Origin of the sequence: Pseudomonas sp. zjy_15, assembly GCF_043101865.1 — a bacterium.
Classification (GTDB): Bacteria; Pseudomonadota; Gammaproteobacteria; order Pseudomonadales; family Pseudomonadaceae; genus Aquipseudomonas; species Aquipseudomonas putida_Y.
In genome coordinates, this window is record NZ_JBICII010000024.1 from 47,870 (window position 1) to 65,453 (window position 17,584).

Here is a 17,584-nt window from a genome sequence, read left to right on the forward strand (position 1 = left end):
CGCTGAGGCCACTGACGTGCTTTCCACGCTAAAAAAAACCCTGATTTCCTTATTGCTGTTGTCTGTCGCCGGTTGCTCGACGGGCCTGCGCATCGACCGCAGTCATCCTTCTGCCAATCAGGACAACCGCATCCAGTTCGTTGTCCTGCATTACACCAATGCTTCGCTGGAGCGGTCCCTGGCGCTGCTTACCCATGGTGAGGTCAGCAGCCATTATCTGATCGGCGATGGCCCGGCCACGGTGTATCAACTGGTGGATGAAAACCGTCGTGCCTGGCATGCCGGTGATAGCCAGTGGCAGGGGCGCACCTGGCTGAACTCTTCGTCCATTGGTATCGAGATCGTCAACCCGGGCTTCACCGATACCCCGAACGGCCGGGTCTGGCACCCTTACAGCGAGGCGCAGATCCAGTCGCTGATCGCGCTGCTCAAGGACATTGTCAAACGCAACAACATCGAACCACGCCATATCATCGGCCACAGTGACATCGCCCCGCTGCGCAAGCTGGACCCGGGACCATTGTTCCCGTGGAAGCGCCTGGCCGATGCCGGGCTGGGTGTCTGGCCGGATGCCAGCGCCGTGGCACGGCAGCAGGCCTACTTCAGCGTCAACCCGCCAAGCGTTGGCTGGTACCAGCAGGAGCTGGCACGGTTTGGCTATCAGATCGATCAGACCGGCGTGCTGGATGTAGCCACACGCCATGTGATCGCCGCGTTCCAGATGCGCTTCCGCCCGCAGCGTTTCGACGGTATGCCGGATGCGCAGACAGCGGCGATGCTGCAGGTACTTAATCGCATGCGTTGAGTCACGGCGGGCGGGGTACTTGTTGCAGCAGCCTTGCGCTGCGAAGAGGCGTTTTTAGTCGACGCAATTGTATTGACTTTAACGGTCTCACCGCAGCCACAAGGCTGCTTCTATAAAGAGTGTGGGTGGATTGCAGCGAAGCGCCAAACGGTGAGGGTGATTATCGATTCAGTTGCTATACCTTTGTTATCAACTGGATGCCTTTGATGTCAGCCTTCTTCGCCTTGCTGCGCCAAATTTTTTACCGTCCCTGGATGCTGGCCACTTTGGCAGCGCTGGCCAGCGCCGCGGTGTTGCTCTCTGCCAGCATCGGCATTGCCCTGCAACAAATGAAGCAAAGCGAAAGCGAACAGATGAATGCCCAGGGCGAGCGTTTTCTGGACCGGCTCGAACAGGTGTTCGGCCAGTTGCGCGAAGGGGTCGACTTGTTGCAGGCCCAACCCTTGCGCGGCTGCAGCCCGGCGATGCTGGCAGCCTTGCAGCAAGTTGGCCTGAACTCGCGGTTCATCTATGAAGCGGCTTATGTGGATGGCAATGTTGCCTGCTCCAACCGCGGTGATGAGCGAGCGTTCGTTCCCCTGCGGGCGCCAGATATCCAGGGGCCGACGTACAGCTACTGGCTTAACACCACCACCGAGCCGAACGAGAACCTGGCAGCACTGATGCTGGGCCGTGGCAAGTTTCTGGTTTCCACCTCCCGTGGGCATTTGACCGATGTGGTGGACCTGCCCCCGGGCGGCAGCCTGGTGGTGGTGCTGGACAACGGCGCCCGGGCCATTCCGGTGCTCGGCCCGCCACAGGTTTGGCCACCGCCCTCGGCCTGGTCGACCAGCCACAAGTCGCTACTGGAACTCAGCGACCGGCTGATCTACCGAATGCCGACCAAGTCGCCGGATTACCAGTTGGTGTTGATCGCCCCCAGGGCCAGTCTGCCGCTGAGGATGAACGGCATGCTCTGGTTGCTGTTCCCCGGTAGCGTGCTGGCGGCCTGCTGCATCGGTTGGTTGGTACTCCAGTTGATTTTGCAACGGCGGTCGATGAGCTCAGAGTTGCAGAATGCCTTGCGTCGTGGAGAGCTGCAGGTGCTCTACCAGCCAATCATCGAGCTCGACAGCCGGCGCTGTGTGGGCGCCGAGGCCTTGGTGCGCTGGCGTCGCCCGGACGGCACCCTGACCAGCCCGGACCTGTTCATCCCGCTGGCGGAAAATACCGGGCAGATTCGCCAGATCACCGACTTTGTCCTGCAGCGTGTGCTTGAACAGCTAGGACAGCTACTGCGCTCGCACCCCAAGCTATACATATCGATAAACCTGGCGGCCTGCGATGTCATGGTGCCACGTATTGGCCGGGTGGCGGCGCGCTTGTTGGCCTTGCATCGAGTGGCACCCAGCCAGATTGCCTTCGAGGTGACCGAGCGCGGCCTGATCGACGTGGTGGTCGCCCGTGACAACCTGCAGGCGCTGCGCGCTGTGGGGCACCAGGTGCTGATTGACGATTTCGGTACCGGTTATTGCAGCCTGGCCTACCTGCAAACCCTGCCAGTGGACTGCCTGAAGATCGACAAGGCATTCATCGACGCTTTGGGCCACGATGCCGCCAGTAGCGGTGTGGCCCCGCATATCATCCGCATGGCCCATGACTTGCACCTGCGGGTAATTGCCGAAGGTATCGAGTTCGAGGACCAAGCGGAGCTGCTGAACAGCGAGGGGGTCAATTATGGCCAGGGCTGGCTGTTTGCCCGGCCGTTGAACGCCCGGCAGTTTGCCGAGTTGGTGACTCGCGGACACCTGCCGCGGCGGCTGTAGGCGCGGTAAAGCAGTCAGACCGGCAGTGCCATGTAGAACTGGGTCCCCTGCCCCGGCCGGGAAAACACGCCCATGCGACCTCCGTGCAGCTGCACAATCTCCTTGCACAGCGCCAGCCCCAGCCCAGCGCCGCCTTTCTTGCGCCCTACCTGCACGAAAGGCTCGAAGATACGGCCTTGCTGCCCATAGGAAATGCCCTCGCCGTTGTCCTCGACGCTGATGATCACCCGTTCTGCGTGCCGTCGGGCATGCAGGCGTATGCGCCCGCCGTTGGCGGTATGGCGAATGGCGTTGTGCAGCAGGTTGTCCAGCACACGGTCCAGCTGGGCGACGTCGGCCTGGATGCGCGGTAGCGGCAGGTCCAGTTCCTTTATCAGCTCGATCTGCTTGTGCGCAGCCTGTTCGGCAAAACGCAATTGCGCGTGCTCCAGCAGTTCGTCGATGGCACAGGGGGCCAGCTCGAGCTTTTGCAACCCGCTCTGATAACGGGAGAAGTTGAGCAGGTCGTTGATCAGTTGGGTCAGGCGCTGCATTTCTTCGCCGATGGTCTCCAGCAGGTCGTACTCGCGGGCCTCGGGCGGGAACTTGACCCGCTCGCGCAGCAGGCCGAAGGCCATGTGCATGCCGGTCACCGGGGTACGCAGTTCGTGGGATGCGCGCAGCACGAATTCGCTGCGCACCCGTTCGAATGCCCTTTGCTCGGTCACATCGTGCAGGACCATCACCGCGCCGAGGATTGGCCCCTGCGGGTGGCTGACCGGGGTCAGGCTGTAGGTGAGTAGACGTGACTCTTCATCGACCTCCATGTTCAGGTCGTCCGGTGGGCGGTCGAGGCTGCCCCCGCGCAGAACCTGGCGTAGTTGTTGCTCAAGCTCGGGTCGCTGCAAGGCTTCGACCAGGCTGCTGCCCACGCGGCTGTCATTCCAGGCCAGCTGGCGCTGCGCCACTGGGTTGAGGTGCTCGAGGCGACCCTGGCGGTCGATGATCAGCAGGCCGTCGTCGATGCTGTCGAGTACGGCCTGTAGTCGCTGCTGGCCGGCCAGCAGCTCGTCAACGTTGGTGGCCTGGTGCTTGCGCAAGGCATCGGCCATCAGACCAAAGCTGCGGGTCAGCTGGTTAAGCTCGGCGGCCTGGGTGACAGGCAAGGTAACGTCGAAATTGCCCTTGCCCAGTTGGTCGGCCGCCTTGGCCAAGGCTTCGATCGGCTGGCCGATACGCCGGGCGATGTTGTGCGCGGTGATAAAGCCCAGTACCAGCACCACCAGCCCCATCAGGCCGAGTACACCACTGACCAGCAAGGCACGGTCACGGGTGCGTTCCTCGCTACGGGTAATCTGGTCCAGTGCCTGTTTGTGAGAATCGATGAGGTCGGTGCGCACCTGGTTGAACGCGGCCCCTAGCGGCTGATCGGCACCCATGCTGCGAGCGGGTGTGGCGCTGCCGCGATAGGTCTGGAGGAAGGCCTGGTAATTGCTGCTGGCCTTGCTGAAACCCGTGCGCTCACCGCCTTGCTCCAGCCCCTGGTTGAGCAGGTCCTGGAAGTTTTCCTGCAGCAGCCGCAGGCTTTCCGGGGCAGTGTCCTCATCGAGAATAAGCATCAGCTGTTCGCCCAGGTTCTGGCGCAGCTTAAGCCCCACCTCCAGGACGTGGGTGGTATCACGCACCAGTCGCTGTTGCACTGTCGCCATCTGCAGCATGCTGACCAGGCCCAGCAACAGCCCTAGCAACGCCACGGTGACGAGCGCCGAGATGCTGAGGAAAAGCCGCGTGCGCAGCTTCATGGGCGGCCACTTCATAGGTTGTACTGCTTGCGCTTGCGGTACAGGGTAGAAGCATCGATGCCCAAGGTCTTGGCGGCTTGGTCGAGGGTATCGCTGGCAGCCAGTACGGCACCGATATGGGCACGTTCCAGCTCATCCAGGCTAAGCGCCGCACCTACGCGTGGGGCATTGCCGGCGGGTTGTTCACCCATGCCCAGGTGGCTGATTTCCACGCGTTCCTGCGGGCAGATGATGCTGGCCCGTTCCACTACGTTGCGCAGTTCGCGAATGTTGCCAGGCCAGCGGTAGTTGAGCAGGGCGGTGCGCGCCTCGTCACTGAAACCGCGCGCGGGTCGGGAGTACTCCTTGACGAAACGGGCGAGGAAGCGGTCGGCCAGGATGAGGATGTCTTCGCTGCGCTCGCGCAGCGGGGGCAGGTGCAGGGTAATCACGTTCAAGCGATATAGCAGGTCTTCGCGGAAGCGGCTTTCGCGCACCATCTCTTCGAGGTTGAGGTTGGTGGCAGCCAGGATACGCACATCGGCACGTCGGGTAACCGGGTCTCCGACGCGTTCGTATTCCTTGTCCTGGATGAAACGCAGCAGTTTGGGCTGCAAGGTCAGCGGGAAATCGCCGATCTCGTCGAGGAATAGTGTGCCCCCGTCAGCCTGGTTCACCCGTCCCAGGGTGCTTTCGCTGGCGCCGGTGAAGGCGCCGCGGGTATGGCCGAATAGCTCGCTTTCCATCAGCTCGGCGTTAAGCGACGGGCAGTTGATGGTCACACAGGCTTTGCGTGCACGCTTGCTCCAGCCATGGATGGCCCGAGCCAGCTCGCCCTTGCCGGTACCCGATTCGCCAAGGATGAGGATGTTGGCGTCGGTGATGGCGACTTGGCGGGCAGTTTCAAGCACCGACATCATGGCCGGGCTATGGGAATCCAGGCCGTCCTTGGGCTTGCGTACTTCACCTTCCAAGGCTTCCAGGCGCGCAGAAAGCTGGCGCACCTCCAGTTGCTTGGCGGTGGCCAGGCGCAACTGGTCGGGGCTGCACGGTTTGACCAGGTAGTCGGCAGCGCCGGCCTGTATGGCGTCTACTGCGGTGTCGATCGCCGAGTGCGCGGTGACGATCACCACCCGCATCCACGGGGCCTGGATGCGCATCTGTGCAAGCACATCGAGGCCATTGTCTTCACCCAGGCGCAAATCGAGGAAGCACAGATCGAACACCTGGCGCTGCAGCAGGGTTTCCGCCTGTGCGGCGCTGTTGGCGGTGGCCACGCTGTAGCCCTCGTCTTCCAGGCAGTAGCGGAAGGTGCGCAGGATCGCGGACTCGTCATCCACCAGCAGAATGCGGCCTTGGTTGTCCTGGGCTGATTCCATTTCCTGTGCTCCTTAGGGAAAGATCTTTATTTAGTGTGGGAAAAATCGGGCAAGTTGCATGGTCAATTCTGAAGGATTCTGTCCTTTGCACGCTAGCCAATGGCCAAACGATGTTTACAGGCCGTGATTCTTCAATGATTTGCTTAGAGACACGCGCTGGCACATTGGTTGCGATGATTTTCAGATTTTGCCCACGAAGGAGGCACTGTCATGCCCTTTTCCCTGCGTACAGCCGTTTTGGTCGCCACCCTGCTGCCAATAGTTACCCCGGCATTCGCCGACCCTGTGCAGGACGCCCGCCTGGAAGGCGCCCTGCAAACCGCTTTGTCAATGAACCGCATGCTTGATTCATTTCGTATCAAGGTTGAAGTGGACGGCAAGCAGGCGCGGCTTTCCGGTGAGGTGGAGAACGAGGTCGAGCGGCAGTTGGCCGGAGACGTGGCCCGTGCTACCCGTGGCATCGAGCAGGTGGAAAACCGGCTGCAGCTAAATGCCCAACTGGTGGAGCGCCCGCAGGAGCTGCGTGCTTACGCCCAGCGCCTGGAGGACGTGACCCTGGCAGCGGTGATTCGTGCTCGTCTGTTATGGAGCCGCACCACCGAAAAGGCACCTATAGAAGTACAAAGCAGTGAAGGTGTGGTGACGTTGCGTGGCAAGGTCGACAGTGCTGAAGCCAAGGAACTGGCGGGCGTGATAGCGCGTACCACCGACGGCGTGTATTTGGTCAACAACCTGGTCAGCCTAGATAGCGCCGCCATGGTCAAGGCGCGGGAAACACCGGCGGGGGCGCCAACCGGGCCGCAACCAAGCGACAGCTGGATCATCGACAAGATCCAGACCAGCTATCGCTTCAGTCGCAACCTCGATGGCCTGAACCTGAAAGTGGCCAGCGAAGCAGGCTTGGTGCGGCTCTCGGGCGAGGTGGTTAGCGCGGAGCAGAAAACCATCGCTGTGGAGATCGCCCGACAGATCATCGGTGTACGGGGAGTGGATGCTGACCTGCTGAAGGTGGCAACCAAGGTTGAAGGCTGATCGTGCAATTCGCACGACCACACGGGCGTCATCGTGCAGGATACGTCCTTGTGGTGTGCTTGCATGTTTTATAAGTTATTGATTTATAAGGATTTTATTTAAATCAAAAGGCTGGCATGCAGGCTGCAATTACCTGTTCAGGTTTGAACAAAAATTACAGCAGGAGGAGCCAGCATGAACCGCCAATCCGTCAACCGCTCGCAGAGCGCCGCACTGCCATTGCGCCAGATGCTGACACTCGGCATGGCGATGCTGCTCACCTTGGCCGCTGGCCTCTTCTATTACAGCTTGCAGACGGCGCGTCTGGCTGAGCAGGTCGCCGCTCAGACTGCCCTGTTGACGCAGATTCAGGCAACTCGTGCCAACACCTTGGTCAAGGCCGCTGACTCCCAGCCAACTGGCCAGGCCATTGCCTCACCGGCCACCCTGGAAAAAGTTGTTCCCCAGGAACGTTGGGTTTTCTGACCTGGCGGCCGGATCGATTCCGCAAAAAGAAAGGAGAACTACCATGCTGAGTTGGGCTATCACTTTTCTCATCATCGCCATTGTCGCCGCCGTACTGGGCTTCGGTGGTATCGCGGGCGCTGCGACAGGTATCGCCAAGATCCTGTTCATTGTCTTCCTGGTGTTGTTTGTAGCCTCCTTCTTCTTTGGCCGCGGACGAGGTTGAAGAAGATGAGCAGGAAGCTTCGTTCAGCCGTGGCTGCTGCCCTGTTGCTGGGCGGCAGCGCGGCGGCCATGGCGGCCAATGACGGCCAGTTTCGGGTCGACCAACTGCTCGGCTCGGACCCGGAGTACCGGGAAACCTGGCAGGACACCATCGAAGGCGAGGAACGCCTGCCCGAGTGGGTGCTCAATCTGACCGGCAGTGCCCAGCAGCAGATGTCTGCAGTCACGGAAGACGGCGACAAGTACTTGGTCGGTCCGCTGTGCGAAAAGCAGGACAATTGCACCTATAAGCGGCTGATCGTGGCGTTCAGCTGGGACAAGGATGATGCCTACGGGATGCTCGTGGAGGTGCCCGAAGGTTTGCCGAGCGACAAGTCGCCCACCCGTCATGCGCAGTACCGCTGGCTGGGCAAACCTGACGACGGCATGAAGGCAATACTGCAGGAGCAGCTCAAGCGTGACCCGAACTGGTACTGAGCATTTATTGCCGGCACGGATGAAAGGTCACTCACTGTCACGTAATAGAAGCTGAAGCTTTCTATAGTTCAGCCTTCTATGATGCGCCGCCCCGAGGAGGGGTAGCACATGACCAAGGGGCCGGGCTGCTCTGATTGTTCCAGGATCGGAGAGGCCTAGGGGTACAGGGAGTGCCTCCAGTAATGGGCCGGGTCAGGAAAGGCGAAATCGGAAGTTTCAGGTCGGCGGTGTCACAGGGATGCCTTGCCAGACCTGACTTCCGAGGAGCCATGTAGGAAACGTCGCTTCCCTTGCGCGTTTTTTCCCCTGAGACACATTTTGTCTCGACCGTACATCAATTTTTTTTCGGACTTCTCGGCGCTTCTACAAGTGGCATTTCTGCCATTCGGATTGTCGAACAGGCCATCTTTCGTGTCCTATCTGCACCGCCAAATCTGCCGAAAAATGGCGGGTTGGTCTTGTTCGGGATTCCGAATGTTATAAATCAAGCACTTGCGAAGCTGCCGGCTAGGTCGAAAACAGTATGCGTGAACGGCATGGGTCATGCGTTTCAGGCATTAGCTTTCGCCCCTTGCCGTCGCAATAGTTGCCGCCTTTTTCGCTGGCCAGAGCGCCTTGTCGCTCGCCTGCGGTGTCCTTACATGACGTCGCCTGACGTGAAGCCTTTACTGCCCGTGACCTTGCCTATGGCTCTGTTACGCGTGCTTGCGCCAGGTGCCATGACCACTAAAACAAAGGGTAAAGACATGAAGAAGGCAAAACTGAGCCTCGCCTGGCAGATCGTTATCGGTCTGGTTCTGGGTGTTGCAATCGGCGCGCTACTGAATCATTTCAGTGCAGAAAAGGCATGGTGGATCAGCAACGTCCTTCAGCCCGCTGGTGACATCTTCATCCGCCTGATCAAGATGATCGTCGTCCCGATCGTGATTTCGTCGCTGATCGTGGGTATCGCCGGTGTTGGCGACGCGAAGAAACTGGGCAGCATCGGCCTGAAGACCATCATCTACTTCGAAGTGGTGACCACGATCGCCATCGTCGTAGGCCTGGTGCTGGCCAACCTGTTCCACCCGGGCGCCGGCATCGACATGAGCACCCTGGGCACTGTGGACATCTCCAAGTACCAGGCGACAGCGGCTGAAGTACAGCATGAGCACGCGTTCATCGAAACCCTGCTCAACCTGATCCCGTCGAACATCTTCGCAGCGCTGATGCGTGGCGAAATGCTGCCGATCATCTTCTTCTCGGTGATGTTCGGCCTGGGCTTGTCGAGCCTGCAGGCAGAGCTGCGTGACCCGCTGGTTCGTACCTTCCAGGCCGTTTCGGAAACCATGTTCAAGGTCACTCACATGATCATGAACTACGCTCCGATCGGTGTGTTCGCACTGATTGCCGTGACCGTGGCCAACTTCGGTTTCAGCTCGCTGCTGCCGCTGGCCAAGCTGGTGGTGCTGGTGTACTTCGCCATCGCCTTCTTCGCCTTCATGGTGCTGGGCCTGGTTGCCCGCCTGTTCGGCTTCTCGGTGATTAAGATCATGCGCATCATGAAAGATGAGCTGATCCTGGCCTACTCCACCTCCAGTTCGGAAACCGTGCTGCCGCGGGTGATCGAGAAGATGGAGAAGTACGGTGCGCCAAAGTCGATCTGCTCGTTCGTGGTACCGACCGGCTACTCGTTCAACCTCGACGGTTCTACTCTGTACCAGAGCATCGCGGCGATCTTCATCGCCCAGCTGTACGGTATCGACCTGTCTTGGAGCCAGCAGCTGCTGCTGGTACTGACCCTGATGGTCACCTCCAAAGGTATCGCTGGTGTGCCGGGCGTATCGTTCGTGGTACTGCTGGCCACCCTGGGCAGCGTGGGCATCCCGCTGGAAGGCCTGGCCTTCATCGCCGGTGTGGACCGCATCATGGACATGGCCCGGACTGCGCTGAACGTTGTGGGCAACGCCTTGGCTGCGTTGGTCATTGCTCGCTGGGAAGGCATGTACGATGCGGCCAAGGGCGAGAAGTACTATGCCTCGCTGATGGCCGCGAAGCGGGAAGCTGTAGTGGTTGGCGAAACCGCCAAGCGCTGAGCCTGATGGCTGTTTGACCAAGAGCCCCGACTTGTCGGGGCTTTTTATTATCTGCGAGAACTTGAGCCGCGCCTGCAAAGGCTCGCGATCCCCAGTCACAGGCTGCGATACGCTATTATTCGGGCACTTTTCAGGGGGAACATACGGATGCTCAACGGCCTTTGGCTCGGCTTTTTCCTGGTGGCGGCGGTGTCCGCCCTGGCCCAATGGCTGGTAGGTGGCAACGCTGGCATCTTCGCTGCAATGGTCGAAAGCATCTTCGCCATGGCCAAGCTGTCGGTCGAGGTAATGGTGTTGTTGTTCGGCACGCTGACCCTATGGCTGGGCTTTCTCAAAATCGCCGAAAAGGCCGGCATCGTCGAATGGTTGGCCAAGGTGCTGGGCCCGTTGTTTGCCCGTCTGATGCCGGAGGTACCACCCGGCCACCCGGCCCTGGGCCTGATCACCATGAACTTCGCTGCCAACGGCCTGGGCCTGGACAATGCCGCCACGCCGATAGGCCTGAAGGCCATGCGCGCGCTACAGGAGCTGAACCCCAGCAGCACTACGGCAAGCAATGCGCAGATTCTGTTTCTGGTGCTCAACGCCTCGTCGTTGACCCTGCTGCCGGTGACCATCTTCATGTATCGGGCCCAGCAAGGTGCGGCAGATCCGGCCATGGTGTTCCTGCCAATCTTGTTGGCTACCAGCGTCTCGACATTGGTTGGCCTGCTGTCGGTGGCAGTGATGCAGCGCTTGCGCCTGTGGGACCCGGTCGTGCTCGCCTACTTCATTCCCGGCGCCTTGCTGCTGGGTGGCTTCATGGCTTTTCTTGGCACATTGTCGGCGGCAGCGCTGGCAAGTCTGTCGTCAGTGCTGGGCAACCTCACGTTGTTTGGCGTGATCACGCTGTTCCTGGTAATCGGTGCCCTGAGACGCGTGCAGGTATATGAAGCTTTTGTCGAAGGCGCCAAGGAAGGCTTTGACGTGGCCAGGAACCTGTTGCCCTACCTGGTGGCGATGTTGGTGGCGGTAGGTGTGCTACGCGCGTCAGGTGCCCTTGAGCTGGCCTTGGAAGGCATTCGCCATGCGGTGAACTGGATGGGCATGGACACACGCTTCGTCGAAGGCTTGCCGACGGCGCTGGTCAAACCGCTCTCTGGCAGCGCTGCACGGGCGATGCTGATCGAGACCATGCAGACCCACGGCGTGGACAGTTTCCCGGCGCTGCTGGCGGCGACTATCCAGGGCAGTACCGAAACAACCTTCTATGTGCTGGCGGTGTACTTTGGTGCCGTGGGCATCCAGCGCGTGCGCCATGCAGTGGGCTGCGCACTGCTGGCCGAGTTGTCCGGCGTGATCGCGGCGATCTTTGTCTGCTATTGGTTCTTTGCCTGAACCTTCAGTTGTGCCTGATTGGCCTGGGTGATGGTCCAGTTCACGACTTGCCCCACCAGTTGGTCGCTGGCCTGGCCGAAGCCGGCGACCACTGCTGATACCCGTGTATCGTCCAGCGGTTGGCGGATTTCGAAGCGCTTGCTGGCCAGGATGCGTTGGTTGCGGCCCTGGACCAAGCGAGCGTCATAGCGGATCACCACCTCCACTCCCCCATCTGTGCGGTATTCACTCTGAAATGCCTGCAGCTCGCCGGCCAACTCGTAGTCAGCCTGCAGGTTGCTGTCGTCGGCGCTCAGGCGCTGTACCTGGCCCTCTCGCTGGAACCCATCGAGCAAGCGGTTGCGCAGCAGTACCGGGGCCGCATCGCTCCAGCGCGCGCCCTTGTAGCTGCTCACCACATTGCCTTGGGGAATCACGGCAATCCTTGGCCCCGCCAACACTTCACTGGCCAGTGGCTTGTTCAGGCGCAATGACCAGTCCAGCGCCGGTGCCGTGCGGCTAGGTTGATTTACCGGCAGGCGATAAAGGTCCACAGGTTCGCTCTTCGGCAGGATCGAGCAGGCACTGGCCAGGCTCAGCGAGGCCGCCAGGGTCAGCAGGCGCAGCGACGGATTCATGGCTGGAACTCCTTGTTGTTGTCGCGGCCAAGCAGGTAGCCGCTTGGGTCGGCCTCCAGTTGCCGGGAAATGCCTTTGAGTGCGTTAAGGGTTTCGCGCAGTTCACGAATGGCCGGGGCAAGCTGGTTCAGGCTCTGGGCGCCGTCACCAATAGCCTCGCTGTTGTTCTGGAGCAGGTTATTGATGGTTGCCGTGCTTTGGGCCAGTGACTGCATGGCCTGTTCGGCACTGCCGATCGCCTGTTTGCCTTCGCTAGCCAGCAGGCCGTTGGCATTGCGCATCAGCGCCTGGGTTTCGGCCAGAGTGGCGCTGGCCTGCTTGCCCACCTGCACCAGCTGTGCGATGGCCTCGGCGATGCTGCCGTGCTGCCCGGCAAAGGCGCCGGTGGTCTTGTCGAGGTTGGCCAGGGTGTTACTGAGGTGGCCTATGTTGTCCTCGGAGAACATCTGGTTGGCGTTGTGTAGCAACAGGTTGATGTTGGTCACCAGGTCGCTGCTGTCGTTGAGCAGGCGCGAAATTGGCGATGGCGACGCGATGATCACCGGCAGCTTGCCGTCCTTGCCTTTAAGCTCGGGGCTTTGCGGGGTGCCACCGCTGAGCTGGATGAACGAGTTGCCGGTGACGCCGGCCAGGGTCAGTTTGGCCTGGGTGTCTTCCTTCACGGGGGTATCGGCGCTCAGGCGCACCCGTGCCAATACCCGACGCGGGTCTTTCGGGTCCAGTCGCAGGGTGGACACGTCGCCCACCTTGATGCCGTTGTACTGCACCGTGCTGCCGGGGGAAAGGCCGGACACGGCTTCGTTGAACACCACTTCGTAATCCTTGAAGGCGTCGTCGACACTGGATTTGGCCAGCCACAGGCCGAACAGCATGGCCCCGGTCACCACCAGAACGGTGATCAGGCCGATGAGGACGTGATGGGCTCGGGTTTCCATTGCTCAGCGCTCCTGCCCGGCACGGGTGGCAGCCTGTTCGGCTGCGCGCCCGCGTGGGCCGTGAAAGTATTCTTGGATCCAGGTGTCGTTGGTCTTCTCGACCTCGGCCAGCGGGCCGGCCACCAGGACCTTCTTTTGCGACAGCACCGCGATGCGGTCGGTGATGGTGTACAGGGTGTCGAGGTCGTGGGTGATCAGGAACACCGATAGGCCCAGCGCATCGCGCAGGGTAAGGATCAACTGGTCAAATGCTGCCGCACCGATCGGGTCCAGGCCAGCTGTGGGTTCGTCGAGGAACAGGATGTCCGGATCCAGGGCCAAGGCACGGGCCAGCGCTGCGCGCTTGATCATGCCCCCCGACAGCGAGGCCGGGTACTTGTCGGCAGCCGAGATCGGCAACCCGGCAAGGGCCAGTTTCACCCCGGCCAGGTGCTCGGCATCACTACGAGACAGCCCGGCGTGCTCGATCAGCGGCAAGGCCACGTTCTCGGTCACCGTCAGCGAAGAGAACAGCGCGCCCTTCTGGAACAACACGCCAAAGCGCCGTTCGACCAGTGAACGCTGTTCTTCGCGCAAGCCGGCCAGGTCCTGGCCGAGCACCTTGATCTGCCCTTGATTGGGGCGGCGCAGGCCAATGATGCTGCGCAGAAGCACCGACTTGCCGCTGCCTGAGCCCCCTACCACGGCGAGGATTTCGCCACGGTACAGGTCAAGGTCAAGGTTTTCATGTACCACCTGGCGGCCGAAGCGGTTGCAGATGCCGCGGGCTTCGATTACGCAATCCTGGCCACTCACCAGCCCATCTCCATGAAGAACAGTGCTGCCACCGCATCCAGCACGATGACCACAAAAATCGACTGCACCACTGCCGAGGTCGTGTGTGCCCCCACCGACTCGGCGCTGCCGCTGACCTTGAAGCCTTCCAGGCAGCCGATGGCGGCGATCAGGAAGGCGAAGAACGGTGCCTTGGCCAGGCCTACCAGGAAGTGCTGCACGCCAATGTCGCTTTGCAGCAGCGACAGGAACATGGCCGGTGAAATATCCAGTGTCAGGGCGCATACCACCGCACCCCCAACGATGCCGCAGATCATCGCGACAAAGGTGAGCAACGGTAGCGAAATCAGCAGGGCCAGTACCCGCGGCACCACCAGCAGCTCCATGGGGTTGAGGCCCAGCGTGCGGATGGCGTCAATTTCTTCGTTGGCCTTCATCGAGCCGATTTGCGCGGTGAACGCGCTGGCAGTGCGGCCGGCCATGAGAATGGCTGTCAGCAGCACGGCGAACTCGCGCAGGAACGAGAACGCAACCAGGTCGACGGTAAAAATGGTCGCGCCGAAGTCGGCCAGCACCGTGGCGCCAAGGAAAGCGACTACGGCGCCCACCAGGAATGTCAGCAACGCAACGATGGGCGCGGCATCCAGCCCAGTCTGTTCAATGTGTGCCACTACAGGAGTGAAGCGCCAGCGATGTGGCTGGAAAGCGCGGCGCAGCAAGGTTTCGAGAATCACACCGACGAAACCAAGCAGTTGCATGCTGTCCTGCCAGAGCGTGCCGACGGCGCGGCCGATACGCTCCAGCAGCTGCAACAGCACATTGCGCTCGGCCTCCTTGACCGGGATGCAGTAATCCTGGACCGAGCAGTAGACATTCTTCAGCAGCGCCCGGCTGGCCTCAGGCAGTTCGTGGGTGCAGCGCGACAGGCGCTCGGAGCCTAGCAGTTCGGCCAGCAGCGAAGCGCCGGCGGTGTCCAGGCGGCCCAGCTGGCTGAGGTCGGCGACGGTGTCGGCAGCGCACTGCGTGCGCAGGCGCTCGCTCTCGCGCTTGAGGTTGGCGTAGTGTGCCAAGGTCCAGTCACCGGTAATACGCAGGCAGGCCGGTTGGCTGCTGGTGTCCAGGGTGGCGCTGGGGGTGGTCATAGGCTCCATGCAATTGACTCGGCGCTAAGGCTTAGGGGCTGATCATAGCGCAGGGGGCAGGGGCTGTTTGGTGATTATGTGCTGTGTGCACGCTTGGCAACAGTGACCTGGAGCAGCCTCGAGTTGCGAAGCGGTCGTGAGCGCCCACGGAAGTGGCGTGCTGTACCGACCCTTTCGCAGCACAAGGCTGCTCCGGCGCTAGGCAGGGTGTCAATTACCCGCTGGTGCATCATTGACCACCTTGAAGCGCAGCACGCCGATCACTTGCCCATCCTCGGTCAGCACCCTCACCTGCCACTTGCCTACCGGGTTGGGTGGGAAGTTCTGCTTGTGGGTCCAGGCCCGATAGCCTTCCTTGCGCCCGCCGTGGATGTCCAGGGCAATGCGGTCGACCTCCTTGCCGTCCTTTTGCCACACATGGTAGATCCGTTCGTTCAGGCCGCGTGGTGCGTTGATGGCGGTATAGGCATACAGGCCACTGCTGCGGATGCGGCTGGCAGCAATTTCGTCCAGTGAGTCGCCGGGTTGGCGGTTCAGCACTTCGGTACTCACCGCCACCTCGGTCATCCACAGGGTTGCCGGCGGTACCCAAGAGCGCAGCAGCCAGCCCCCGGCACCGACCGACAGGGTAACCAGCACCAGTGCCACCGCGCGGCGCCAATTGTTGATCGGGAAGCTGCTGGCCAGGCTGGGGAACGACAGGACCATGGCCGCGATCAGGGCCAGCTTGAAGCTTTGTGCGGTGGTCAGGTGCAGGATGATCGGGAGCGCGGTCAGCAGAGCAGCGAACAACGTCAGGGTATGCAGCGCCAGGAACAGCCAGCGCCGCGGTGCCAGCCACTTGTAGTACAGCGGGTCGATGATCGAAACCAGGCCGGCTGCGCCGAGCAAGCCGGTGAAGACCAGCTGACCGCTGTTCCAGGTGGTTGTGATGAAAAAGAACGGCAGCACGAAGAACAGCGTTTCCTGGTGGATCATCTGCGTTGCGTAGCGCAACAGCGGCTGAGGGATCTCGCGGTTGAAAGTGCGCGCGAACAGCCCGGTGAGGGTGTTCTCCAGCATCAGCCAGACCCAGCTGACCAGCATGAGCACAGCGACCCAGCTGGCCAGGCCGGCTTGGCGGTCGACCAGGATGAAGCTGCCGATACCAGAGAGGAAACCGCCGAGCGCGATGATGCCGGGGTAGCGCTTGAGTAGTTCGATGATGCGCTGGACGATATGGGGGATTTGGGGCATTGGGGGCTACAACAGAAAAGTGAGGTGGCTGTGCCAGCTTCTGCGCGGGCAACCCCGCGAAAGGGCAAGTACTGGCAAAAGGATACCGCCGATTCACTGCCGCCGTGTAGCACCACTGGGCCGTTCAGGCCCTTGCCGCCGCCAGCGCAACAGCCCCGCCGCCAGGACCAGCCCTACAAGCAAGGCCATCAGTCCGTAAAGCTCGTCATAGCCTAGCAACGGCTTTTCGATGCGCACATAGCCATCTTCCTTGAGCAGAGCCTTCAGCGCCTCGTTGGCCTGTTCCAGGCTGACCTGGCGCAGCTTGCGCACCGGGTTGGCAAAGCGCCCTTCGGTATAGTCGTTCAGCGCCCCCCAGTAGTAGTCGGCCAAGGCACTGTTGCCTTGGGTGCTCCAGCTTTCCTTGCCGATGCTGGCTTCCTTGATGCGGGCGAAGGTGTCCGGGTCCAGCCCTTCCTTGCGCAGGTGGTCGAACATGCCCTGCATCACCTTGATGGCCTTGTCGATGTCATCGCGCTCAAGGTCCGCATTGAGGCTGAGCAGGCCGGTGTCGCCAAAGCTCTCACGCTGCACGGAGGGGCCGTAGGATAGCTCGTTGCGCAGGCGCAGCTGGTCGTACAGCGCCCAGTCCAGGTAGCGCGACAGCAGGTCGAGTGTGGCTTGGTGGTCGTTGTCCAGCACCGGCTCGATGAACAGCCAGTGCAGTTTGACGCCATCGCCCAGCCAGCCGCGGGTCAGGTTGCGACGCTGCTCGGCCTGTCGGGTGATGCTTTCAAGGTTGCGACGCTCTTCTGGTTCAGTGGCGGGCAGTTCGCCAAACGACCGCTCCAGATAGGCCGGAAGCAGGCGGTCGAGGCCACCGACCATGATCAGGGTCATGTTGTTGGCCGCGTACCAGCGGTCACGCAAAGCCTGTACTTGCGCCAAGGTCATGTCGTCGAGGTTGGAGCGCTCCGGGCATTTCAGGCCCAGCTCGGTGGCCAACTGGTCGCTGGCGGGGTGGCCGATATCCTGGCGATCGAGCCAGCGCTGCAGGTGGCCATAGTGGCCGCCATCTTCGCGCTCTATGATGCGCTTGGCGGTGGCCAAGGTCTTGGCGTCGATGCGGGTATCGCGGATGACTGCCAACAGCAGGTCGAGGACCTTACGCTGGTTGCGCGCCGGGGCCTCGATGACAAAGGTGGTGTCGGCACTGCTGGTATAGGCGTTCCACTCGCCGCCAAGCGCTTGCAAGCGCTCTTCCAGCCCGCCTTCGCCTGTTTCGTCGATACCACTGAACAACAGGTGCTCAAGCAGGTGTGGCAGCTCTTTCTGCTCGCAGTCGAAATCATCCAGGCCCACGCCGACCACCAGACGAATCGCCACATGGTCACGTTCGTAACCGTTTTTCAGGATGACCTGCAGACCATTAGGCAACAGGTAGCCTTCAACCCGCGAGCGGTCGAGGGCGAACGAGGGCAGGCTGCAGATCAGCAGGCAAACGAACATCAGGCAACGCATG

Annotated in this window: 16 protein-coding genes; 8 read left to right on the top strand and 8 right to left on the bottom strand. The window is 61.2% G+C overall.

Going from position 1 to position 17,584, the window contains the following annotated elements:
* Positions 1-16 precede the first annotated feature (16 nt).
* Positions 17-805 (top strand): N-acetylmuramoyl-L-alanine amidase, encoded by a 789-nt coding sequence (locus ACF8EF_RS03635; protein ID WP_176683018.1) that lies wholly within the window; start codon positions 17-19, stop codon positions 803-805.
* Positions 806-1,011: 206 nt separating this feature from the next.
* On the top strand, positions 1,012-2,610 hold the full coding sequence (locus ACF8EF_RS03640) for an EAL domain-containing protein (protein ID WP_392460501.1): 1,599 nt from the start codon (positions 1,012-1,014) through the stop codon (positions 2,608-2,610).
* Between the two features lie 14 nt (positions 2,611-2,624).
* On the opposite strand, the gene ACF8EF_RS03645 is transcribed toward ACF8EF_RS03640, so the two are convergent.
* Together ACF8EF_RS03645 and algB are read right to left on the bottom strand one after the other, a co-directional pair.
* Positions 2,625-4,406, bottom strand: a complete 1,782-nt coding sequence (locus ACF8EF_RS03645) for a KinB sensor domain-containing domain (protein WP_392460502.1) — start codon at positions 4,404-4,406, stop codon at positions 2,625-2,627.
* On the bottom strand, positions 4,403-5,749 hold the full coding sequence (algB, locus tag ACF8EF_RS03650; RefSeq protein WP_176683021.1) for a sigma-54-dependent response regulator transcription factor AlgB: 1,347 nt from the start codon (positions 5,747-5,749) through the stop codon (positions 4,403-4,405). The genes ACF8EF_RS03645 and algB overlap by 4 nt, the downstream gene beginning before the upstream one ends.
* Positions 5,750-5,959: 210 nt before the next feature.
* Between algB and ACF8EF_RS03655 the strand changes: the two genes are divergently transcribed.
* From ACF8EF_RS03655 to ACF8EF_RS03680, 6 genes are all read left to right on the top strand, one after another.
* Entirely contained in the window at positions 5,960-6,781 is an 822-nt protein-coding gene (locus tag ACF8EF_RS03655) for a BON domain-containing protein (RefSeq protein ID WP_392460504.1), read from the top strand.
* A gap of 174 nt (positions 6,782-6,955) precedes the next feature.
* The gene (locus ACF8EF_RS03660) at positions 6,956-7,246 is read left to right on the top strand and encodes a hypothetical protein (protein WP_176683023.1); all 291 of its coding nucleotides are present in this window, start codon (positions 6,956-6,958) and stop codon (positions 7,244-7,246) included.
* Between the two features lie 43 nt (positions 7,247-7,289).
* The gene (locus ACF8EF_RS03665; RefSeq protein ID WP_003252966.1) at positions 7,290-7,451 is read left to right on the top strand and encodes a DUF1328 domain-containing protein; all 162 of its coding nucleotides are present in this window, start codon (positions 7,290-7,292) and stop codon (positions 7,449-7,451) included.
* Positions 7,452-7,456: 5 nt separating this feature from the next.
* Positions 7,457-7,927, top strand: coding sequence for an inhibitor of vertebrate lysozyme family protein (locus ACF8EF_RS03670; protein WP_392460505.1), 471 nt, complete (start codon positions 7,457-7,459; stop codon positions 7,925-7,927).
* 746 nt (positions 7,928-8,673) lie between these two features.
* Positions 8,674-10,002, top strand: coding sequence for a glutamate/aspartate:proton symporter GltP (gltP, locus tag ACF8EF_RS03675; protein ID WP_176683025.1), 1,329 nt, complete (start codon positions 8,674-8,676; stop codon positions 10,000-10,002).
* Positions 10,003-10,149: 147 nt separating this feature from the next.
* Positions 10,150-11,379 carry a nucleoside recognition domain-containing protein gene (locus tag ACF8EF_RS03680; protein ID WP_176683026.1) on the top strand — a complete coding sequence of 410 codons (1,230 nt, stop codon included), beginning with the start codon at positions 10,150-10,152 and terminating at the stop codon, positions 11,377-11,379.
* Here the strand turns inward: ACF8EF_RS03680 and ACF8EF_RS03685 are convergent.
* The 6 genes from ACF8EF_RS03685 to ACF8EF_RS03710 all read right to left on the bottom strand — a co-directional run bounded on the left by ACF8EF_RS03685 (position 11,361) and on the right by ACF8EF_RS03710 (position 17,583).
* Positions 11,361-11,996, bottom strand: coding sequence for an ABC-type transport auxiliary lipoprotein family protein (locus ACF8EF_RS03685; protein WP_176683027.1), 636 nt, complete (start codon positions 11,994-11,996; stop codon positions 11,361-11,363). The genes ACF8EF_RS03680 and ACF8EF_RS03685 overlap by 19 nt on opposite strands.
* Positions 11,993-12,931: an MlaD family protein gene (locus ACF8EF_RS03690; RefSeq protein WP_176683028.1), complete on the bottom strand. Its 939-nt coding sequence runs from the start codon at positions 12,929-12,931 to the stop codon at positions 11,993-11,995. Before ACF8EF_RS03690 ends, ACF8EF_RS03685 begins: the two co-directional genes overlap by 4 nt.
* A 3-nt stretch (positions 12,932-12,934) precedes the next feature.
* Positions 12,935-13,726, bottom strand: coding sequence for an ABC transporter ATP-binding protein (locus ACF8EF_RS03695; RefSeq protein WP_176683029.1), 792 nt, complete (start codon positions 13,724-13,726; stop codon positions 12,935-12,937).
* Positions 13,723-14,856 carry an ABC transporter permease gene (locus tag ACF8EF_RS03700; protein WP_176683030.1) on the bottom strand — a complete coding sequence of 378 codons (1,134 nt, stop codon included), beginning with the start codon at positions 14,854-14,856 and terminating at the stop codon, positions 13,723-13,725. Before ACF8EF_RS03700 ends, ACF8EF_RS03695 begins: the two co-directional genes overlap by 4 nt.
* Positions 14,857-15,057: 201 nt before the next feature.
* Positions 15,058-16,083, bottom strand: coding sequence for a DUF5924 family protein (locus tag ACF8EF_RS03705; RefSeq protein WP_209968871.1), 1,026 nt, complete (start codon positions 16,081-16,083; stop codon positions 15,058-15,060).
* A gap of 93 nt (positions 16,084-16,176) precedes the next feature.
* Positions 16,177-17,583, bottom strand: coding sequence for a pitrilysin family protein (locus ACF8EF_RS03710; protein WP_176683032.1), 1,407 nt, complete (start codon positions 17,581-17,583; stop codon positions 16,177-16,179).
* Position 17,584 lies beyond the last annotated feature (1 nt).

Excerpts from the sequence above, each read along its gene's own strand:
- ACF8EF_RS03640 (WP_392460501.1), top strand. The coding sequence starts at position 1,012 with ATGTCAGCCTTCTTCGCCTTGCTGCGCCAAATTTTTTACCGTCCCTGG.
- ACF8EF_RS03645 (WP_392460502.1), bottom strand. The coding sequence starts at position 4,406 with ATGAAGTGGCCGCCCATGAAGCTGCGCACGCGGCTTTTCCTCAGCATC.
- algB (WP_176683021.1), bottom strand. The coding sequence starts at position 5,749 with ATGGAATCAGCCCAGGACAACCAAGGCCGCATTCTGCTGGTGGATGAC.
- ACF8EF_RS03655 (WP_392460504.1), top strand. The coding sequence starts at position 5,960 with ATGCCCTTTTCCCTGCGTACAGCCGTTTTGGTCGCCACCCTGCTGCCA.
- ACF8EF_RS03660 (WP_176683023.1), top strand. The coding sequence starts at position 6,956 with ATGAACCGCCAATCCGTCAACCGCTCGCAGAGCGCCGCACTGCCATTG.
- ACF8EF_RS03665 (WP_003252966.1), top strand. The coding sequence starts at position 7,290 with ATGCTGAGTTGGGCTATCACTTTTCTCATCATCGCCATTGTCGCCGCC.
- ACF8EF_RS03670 (WP_392460505.1), top strand. The coding sequence starts at position 7,457 with ATGAGCAGGAAGCTTCGTTCAGCCGTGGCTGCTGCCCTGTTGCTGGGC.
- gltP (WP_176683025.1), top strand. The coding sequence starts at position 8,674 with ATGAAGAAGGCAAAACTGAGCCTCGCCTGGCAGATCGTTATCGGTCTG.
- ACF8EF_RS03680 (WP_176683026.1), top strand. The coding sequence starts at position 10,150 with ATGCTCAACGGCCTTTGGCTCGGCTTTTTCCTGGTGGCGGCGGTGTCC.
- ACF8EF_RS03685 (WP_176683027.1), bottom strand. The coding sequence starts at position 11,996 with ATGAATCCGTCGCTGCGCCTGCTGACCCTGGCGGCCTCGCTGAGCCTG.
- ACF8EF_RS03690 (WP_176683028.1), bottom strand. The coding sequence starts at position 12,931 with ATGGAAACCCGAGCCCATCACGTCCTCATCGGCCTGATCACCGTTCTG.
- ACF8EF_RS03700 (WP_176683030.1), bottom strand. The coding sequence starts at position 14,856 with ATGGAGCCTATGACCACCCCCAGCGCCACCCTGGACACCAGCAGCCAA.
- ACF8EF_RS03705 (WP_209968871.1), bottom strand. The coding sequence starts at position 16,083 with ATGCCCCAAATCCCCCATATCGTCCAGCGCATCATCGAACTACTCAAG.
- ACF8EF_RS03710 (WP_176683032.1), bottom strand. The coding sequence starts at position 17,583 with ATGCGTTGCCTGATGTTCGTTTGCCTGCTGATCTGCAGCCTGCCCTCG.